The organism is Blastocatellia bacterium (genome assembly GCA_025055075.1).
Lineage (GTDB): Bacteria > Acidobacteriota > Blastocatellia > HR10 > HR10 > HR10.
This window is the reverse complement of record JANWYV010000058.1, coordinates 1-7,718: the sequence shown is the minus strand read 5'-3', so window position 1 is coordinate 7,718 and position 7,718 is coordinate 1. Positions and strand designations below refer to the sequence as shown.

Annotated in this window: 3 protein-coding genes and 1 tRNA gene; all 4 read left to right on the top strand. The window is 60.7% G+C overall.

Features of this window, described 5'->3' with window-relative positions:
- A partial coding sequence (locus NZ746_13070) for a hypothetical protein (protein MCS6818285.1) occupies positions 1-573 on the top strand: 573 nt, incomplete at its 5' end.
- 79 nt (positions 574-652) lie between these two features.
- Positions 653-3,562: an AAA family ATPase gene (locus tag NZ746_13065; GenBank protein ID MCS6818284.1), complete on the top strand. Its 2,910-nt coding sequence runs from the start codon at positions 653-655 to the stop codon at positions 3,560-3,562.
- 197 nt (positions 3,563-3,759) lie between these two features.
- Positions 3,760-7,464 (top strand): TonB-dependent receptor, encoded by a 3,705-nt coding sequence (locus NZ746_13060; GenBank protein ID MCS6818283.1) that lies wholly within the window; start codon positions 3,760-3,762, stop codon positions 7,462-7,464.
- Positions 7,465-7,608: 144 nt separating this feature from the next.
- Positions 7,609-7,690 (top strand) — tRNA-OTHER (locus tag NZ746_13055).
- The last annotated feature ends 28 nt before the right edge of the window (positions 7,691-7,718 follow it).

Here is a 7,718-nt window from a genome sequence, read left to right as displayed (position 1 = left end):
CTCGGTCATTACCACCACTATGCGGAGATCAGAGACGATGACGGGCGCGTGCGCGCTGCTTATGCCGGATGTCTGGCCGGTCGCTATCTCTCCGAAGCAGGTCCCCACTTCGCTCTCCTCGGAGAGATAGACGAGCGCGGCATCGTCGCGTTGAAGAAGATTCCGGTGGATGAACGAACGATCCTTGACGTAGAGGTGGACGTGACCGGAGCCGAGGACGAGGCGTCCGTGCGCGAGCGCATCCGTCAAAAGCTCCGCGAGTGCGGCGCTCGCTCGACGGACATCGTCTTCTTGCGGCTGCGTGGACGGCGATCGCGCGGCCTGCACGTCACGGCGACCGCCGAGGAATTCCAGCAGGAGCACTTCCATCTGGCCATCGCCGATCTCACGCGCCCGGCCTATGAGCTGGATCGGGCCGATCCTCGCACGGTGCAAGGCCGTTTCATTCATGAGATGCAGCGGCGCATCGCTGCGGCCTCCGATCCGCGCGAGCGCGCTCTTTTGGAACGCGCGCTCACTTATGGTCTGGATGCGTTGCTGCAGGGCACGGTGGAGCCGATCTATGAGGAGTGAGGCGCGCGCCCCTTCCGATCGGATAGCTCGTCTTTCGAACGTCGCGTCCGGCGAGGATCGTCCGAAGGAGGGAGAGCCGATGAAGATCGAACGCCTTCGCTGCATCGGCTTCGGAAAGCTGCGGAATCGCGAGATCGTCTTCGATCCGGAGAAAGTCAACCTCCTCGTCGAGGAGAACGAATTCGGCAAAAGTACGATCATCGCCGCCATTGTGGCGGCGCTCTACGGCTTCCCTCCGCGCGAGCGCACGACCTCGGCGACGCTCTCAGAGAAAGAGGCCTATCGCCCTGATGACGGCGGGCCTTACCAAGTGAGTCTGGAGGTGCGCGCTCTCGGGACGCGCCTGCGCATCTTCCGGGATTTCGCACGCGGCATCGCGCGCGTTTACAACCTCGACGAAGGCGGACGGGAGATCACGGAGGAATTCGTGCGGCAGCAAAAGGAGATTGGAGAAGTTCTCCTCGGCCTCTCGCGCGATCAATTCCTGAACACGTGTTTGGTGCGGCAAGCCGTGCTTCACGCTCCCCCCGATCTGAGCGATCTGTCGGCGCACCTGCAGCGAATCGCCGACGCTGAGGCCGGAGATCGGACGGCTGCCGAAGCCATGGATGCTTTGAAGAAAGCACTCGAGCAATTCCCGGCGTCCCGTATGGGGAAGGGATCGCTGCATATCGAAACCGAATTCAAACGCACGAAGGACGAGCTCGATAAGATCACCGAAGAGCTGAAAGATTTGGAGCGCAAGCGTCAGCAGATCGAGCCGCAGCTTCTCCGAATCCAAGAGATCGAACGGGAGATCGAAGACGCCCGCCGGCGACAGCAGCTCGCGCATTACTTGCGCGAGCGCGCCGAATACGAACGGTTGCAGCGCTTGCAGGAGCAGCGGGAAGCTCTCGAAGCGGAACGACATCGCCTGCAGCAAGCGTGCGAGGCGCTCGCGCCTTACGAGACGTTCCCAGCGGCGCAGCTCGCGAACCTGGAACGATGGATGGGGGCCCTCCGACAGATCGCGCACGAGCGCGCGGAGATCGAGAAGGAGCTGAATGATGGGCATCGCCGATACGTCGAGATCCAACAGGAGGAGAAGGCTCTGGGCGCGCTGGCATCCTTCACGTCGGAAGATCGCGAGCGCCTGATCGCGCTCGCTGAGCAGTACAAAGAACTCCAGGAGCGAATCCATCAGCAGCAGCAGAAGGTGCACATCGAGCAGCAGAAACTCGCCGAGCGTGGTTTTCACCTCGAAGAGTTCGAGCGATGGCATGAACGAGTGGGCGCACTTGAGCCGGAGGAACGTCGGCGCGTCCTCGATGCCAATGCGCATCGGCGCGATCTCGAACGCCGGATCGAATTCGCTGAAGATCAAAAGCGAAAGCACCTAGCCGTTTGCGAGGAGATCGAGCGAGAGCGCGAGCGCTGGCGTCAATGGGCAGGACGTTGGCTCTTGCTCATACAGTTGGGAATCTTCCCCTACTTCATGGCCACCATTCTTGAGTGGGGACGCGTGAGCGTGATCCTCAGCCTCCTGATAGTTCTGTGGTTCGGCCTTTGGCTCTTCTTTCGTCGGATCGCTCGAACCCATCGCCGATACGAATGGACGCGAGCCCAAGCAGAAGCTGATCGTCTTCGGCAGGAGATCGAATCCCTGCGCGCCGAGTGCGCGCACCTTGAGGCACAACTGCGCCCGCTGCTCGCGCGAACGAGCTTGGACTCGGGGGAAGCTTTGGCGCAGGCGTGCGCGCAACTGGAGACTTTGACGGCGGCACTACATCCGCTGTTTCTCGAGCAAGCTGCTCTTCGCGAATACGAGCATGAGCTTCAGCAAAAGCAAGATCTTCTCCGCGCGCTCCTGAATCGAGCCGGACGCTCAAGCGCCGAGCTTACGCTCGCGGAGATCGAACAGTTAGGTCGAGACCTCGATCGCCTATTGGACCTGAAACGCGAACGGGCGCTGTTGGAGCAACGCCTTGCGCACGCGCGCGCTAGGCGAGATAGCAAGCAGCAGGAGGAGCAGAAATACCGCGAACAGATCCTCGCGCTGTTTCGGGAAGCCCGCGTGCTCGATCTCGCGGAGACGAATCTCTCGGTGGAAGACCTGGAAGCCGCCAGCAAGCGCTTCCGCGACGGGGTCGCGCAACATGAACGCTTGCAGCAGGTGAGGCGCGAGTTGGAACGCGTCCAACGGGATTTGAAGAAACTTCCCGAACTCGCCGCGCTCCATGAGCGTCGTGAGCGCACGGCCCACAGCCTTCGCCGACGAGAGGCCGAAGATCCCACGCTCGCTTCTCACACGCCCGATCGCCCCGCTGAAGAATATGCGGCTGAGGCCGATCAGTGGAGCGCGCAAGAGAGAGCCCTTCGCGACGAGTTGCTCCAGCTCCGGACGCAGATCGCCGCGACTCTCGCGCACCTTGAAAAGCGACGTCCGGAATTGCTCGAACGCGAAGAGGAACTCGCGCGACATCTCAAGCGCATCGAGGGATTTCAGAAAGCCATTCAGCGCGCGCTCGAGGTCTTCGAACAAATCGCCCACGAGATTCACGGCCAATGGGCCGATGCCCTCACGCAGATTTCGCAAGAACTGCTCCAAACGCTCCCCACCGACTATGCCGCCCTCTATTTCGATCCGCGCACGCTCGAGCTGCGCGTCGCCCTCAAAGAGCGCGAGAGCATCCTACAAACGAACCAATTCCGCTCCCAACTGTCGCTCGGTACGCGCGAGCAGCTCGGCCTGATTGCCCGCATCGCCGTCAGCCGCTACCTCTCGCGCGACCGTCGGCTCCCCCTCATCTTCGATGAACCGTTCGCGAACTCCGACGATGAGCGCTTCGCCCAACTCATGCGGCTGTTGCTCAGCGACCTCTCGCGGGAGCATCAGATCATCCTCACGAGTTGCCATCGGCAACGCCACGAATGGTTCAAGACTCAGGATCCTCACCTTTTCGCCGAGCGCGTTCACTGGTGCGAATTGCGCTTCATCAAAGTCCCCTGACCTCTCCTCCTCGTGGGGATTTTCGGGAACGTCCAAATTTCTGGATGCTTTTTCCGAAAATTTGAACATCCGACCTTCACTTCATCCCGATAAGTGCCTAATTTTTCGACATCAAATGCTTAAACAGATCTTCGGCACAATATTTGCTTTCAAAAAGCCGGGAGACGATGTACAAACCAAACTGAGGAGGGCCGAATATGTTGAGACGGCTTTCGATGATCTCACTCCTCCTTCTGATCCTGGGACTTTTCCCCACCGCGTGGGGACAGGCCAATACGGGGCGATTGGATGGGACCGTGCAAGATCCACAGGGCGCGTACCTGGCCGGGGCGAAGGTGGAGGTGGTCAACACGGCCACCAATGCCAAGTGGACGACGCAAACCGATGCCCAGGGCGTGTTCATCTTCCCCGCGCTTCCGGTCGGCACTTACACCCTGACGGTTGAAGCTGCTGGGTTCAAGAGATTCGTGCGCGAGAACATCCGCGTGGACGTGGCTGTCTACGCCTCGGTGGACGTCAAGCTGGAAGTTGGCGGCGTCGTGGAGGAAGTCACCGTCACCTCGACGGGCGAAGAGGTCATCACCAAGACCAGCCAAGAGCTGACGACCGTCATCAGTCGGCGCCCGATCTTGGACATGCCACTGGTCGCCCGAAATCCCATAACCTTGGCAACGCTGGCGGCTGGGGTCACAACTTCGGGTGGGGAGCGAGCGTCGCGCATCAACGGCTTGCGCCAATCGGTCATCAACATCACGCAGGACGGGATCAACGTGCAGGATAACTTCCTCCGCTCGGGCGATGGATTCTTCATCATCTCCGCTCCGACGGTGGAGAACGTCGAGCAGTTCAGCATCACGACGAGCACGACGGATGCTTCGGCGACCGGAAGCGGCGCCGTCTTCATTCGTTTGGTGACGCCCAGCGGCAGCAACGAGTTTCACGGCAGCCTCTTCGAATTCCATCGGAACACGGTCTTGAACGCCAACTCGTTCTTCAATAACCTGACGGGGACGCCGCGCGAGAAGCTCATTCGCAACCAGTTCGGCGGACGCGCGAGTTTCCCCATCGTCAAGAACAAGATCTTCATGTTCACCTCGCTCGACATCACCACCTCAGCGAGTGAAGTCACGCGAAATCGAACGGTGCTGACGGCCGAGGCGCGTCAAGGGATCTTCCAGTATCGCGACACCAGCGGCCAGATTCGGACGGTGAACCTCTTCCAAGCAGGCGGCATTGGCCCCGACCCATTCATTATGCGGATCATTAACGAGCGGTATCCACTGCCGAATAACTTCCAGATCGGGGATGGGCTGGTCACGGGAGGATTCCGATGGAACGTCCCGACATTCAGCCGCGTCATCCGGCCGAGTTGGCGCGTAGATTGGCGCATCAACAACACGCACACGGCTGAGGCGATCTATCACCTGGCTCGTTTCGACACGGATAACGACACGCTCAACGGGTTCGAGCCGATGTTCCCCGGCATGAAGGGCGGATTCCAAGATTCGTGGCGCTCGACCGGTTCGTTCGCCGTTCGCTCGACGTTCGGGCCCAACAAGGTGAACGAGGCCCGCTTCGGGTTCCAGCGCGCTCCGGTTATTTTCGGTCGCGAATTCGATGCGTTCGAGCTGGGCGGGAAGTTCTACTGGGTAGATTTTCCCACGATCACCGACCCGCACCTGATCGGGATCACGAGCGACCGCAACACATCGAACTTCCAATGGCTCGATAACTTCGCTTGGATTCGCGGTCGGCATACGCTCCGCTTCGGCGGCGACTTCCGCTCGATCGTCGGGCATCAAACGACGAACACGACCGGGACGATCCCAACGCTCGTCATTGGCTTCAGTGCGGCTAATCCTTCGTCCCTGCCGGCGGCGGCCTTCCCGGCGAGCACGACAGCGACGCGCACTTTGGCGCAGAACGTCTATGCGATTCTCATCGGGCAGATCTCGGGCGTCTCGCAGACCTTCAACGTGAAGGATCCGACGTCGGGCTTCGTCGAGGGGGAGTTCTTCCGCAATCGGATTCGGCAGCGGTACTGGGGCTTCTACTTCTCCGACTCTTGGCGCGTGCGACCGCATGTGACGCTCAACTACGGCATTCGATACGAATACATGACCGTGCCGGATCAATTGAATCGGCTGGCGTTGCAGCCCGTCGGCGGTGAGGCAGCGTACTTCGGTGTCTCGGGCAAGGGGAACCTCTTCCGTCCCGGCGTGATGACCGGATCCCCGGTGATGCTCGATCTGGCGGGCTCCTCCAACGGGCGGAAGTTCTTCAATGAGGACCTCAACAACTTCGCGCCGAGCTTTGGACTGGCTTGGTCGCCGCAGGGCCGGGATTGGTTCACGCGCATCTTCTTCGGCGGACCGGGCAAGGGCGTGATTCGAGGCGGCTACTCGATCGCCTACTCGCTCGAGAGCGTGAGCGTGATCACAAATGCCCTGGGAAGCAACTCGGGATTCACCAAGACGGTCTCGTTGACGACGGCGGCGCAAGGGATCCAGGGTGGAGCGAACTTCACCTCCTTGCGCAACGGCTGGCCCAGGCCGACTATTCCGACCTTCCGCGTCCCCATCCCGCAACTGGAGAACTTCCGCGAGAATCGAGGGAGCGGGATCTTCGGCTTCGCGGAGAACCTGCGCACGCCATACGTGCAGACATGGTCGCTCAGCTACGGGCGCGAGCTGATGCCCAATCTCGCTCTGGAGATCAGCTATGTGGGCAATCGCGGCGTGAAACTCTGGCGCGGCATTGACCTCAACGAGACGAATGTCTTCGAGAACGGCTTCCTGCAGGAGTTCCTGAATGCCCAACGGAATCTGGCGATCAGTCGAGCCCAGGGACGTGGAGCGCGGTTTGATAATCAGGGACTGCCTGGGCAAGTTCCTCTGCCGATCTTCGAGACGCTGTTCGCCGGCCAGCCGCTTGCGTCGGGCTTCGGCAACTCGACCTTCATCCTGCGCCTGGACCAAAACGAGGCCGGGGAACTGGCCAGCCAGCTCTTCCTGAACTTCCTCAATGCTCTGACCGGTCCACGCGGCAACCTCCCGATCAATTTCTTCGTCGTCAATCCTGAGACGTTCTTCTCGGACTTGGTCACCAATGGCTCCTCGTCCAACTATCACTCGCTGCAGATCGAGGTCCGTCGGCGCTTCTCGGGCGGGCTGCAGTTCAACGCCAACTACACCTTCGGCAAAGCGCTCACGGACTTCGGCGGATCGAGCACGAATTTCGCGGCGTTCATCACCTTGCGCGATCCGCGCTATGAGTACGGGCGCGCGAGCTTCGACACACGGCATCGGGTCAATGCCTACTTCATCTACGAGCTGCCCTTCGGTTCAGGCAAGCGCTTCCTGAACACGAGCGGATGGGTGGACAAGCTCTTCGGCGGCTGGCAGATGAGCGGGATCTTCATCGCCTATACGGGACAACCGCTCTCGATCTTCTCCGGGCGCGGAACGATCAACCGCGTGGGACGCTCGGGCGGCAACACCGTGGACCTCATCGGGATGACGGCGGAAGACCTGAAGAAGCTCGTCCGAGTGCGCAAGACGGGCTCCGGGGTCTTCTACTTCGATCCCTCGTTGATCGGACCCGATGGACGCGCCGTTCCGAGCATCTTCGCCAATCCGCAGCCTGGACGACTGGGCTCACTCGGGCAGGGCATCTTGAGCACGCCCGGCTACTGGCGCTTCGACTTCAACCTGCTCAAGCGCGTGCGGATCACGGAGGCGACGACCTTCGAGTTCCGAGCCGAGTTCTTCAATCTCTTCAACACGGTGAGCTTCGGCGCGCCGACGACCGACATCAACAGCGTCAACTTCGGTCGTATCAGCGCTCACAACGGCGCCTACGATCCGCGGATCGTGCAGTTCGGCGCGCGCATCAACTGGTGAAAGGCAGCGATGGGGGTGATCCCTAGGATCGCCCCCTCTGCCTTCTCCGTCTCGCCTCGGCGGTTCCCATCCCCCGCCGAGGCGTTTTTTTATCCCGGCTTGACGTCTCCTTGGGCCGCTCATTAAGATATAGAGCGGGTGGGTGGGGATGTGGGGGAATTGGCAGACGCGCCTTATTTAGGTTCTGGTTCGGAAAGGAGTGAAGGTTCATGTCCTTTCATCCGCATCTCGTTGGGGTGGTAGCATAAATTAAA

Bases quoted from the DNA above. Each gene is read 5' to 3' on its own strand.
- NZ746_13065 (MCS6818284.1), top strand. From the start codon at position 653: ATGAAGATCGAACGCCTTCGCTGCATCGGCTTCGGAAAGCTGCGGAAT.
- NZ746_13060 (MCS6818283.1), top strand. From the start codon at position 3,760: ATGTTGAGACGGCTTTCGATGATCTCACTCCTCCTTCTGATCCTGGGA.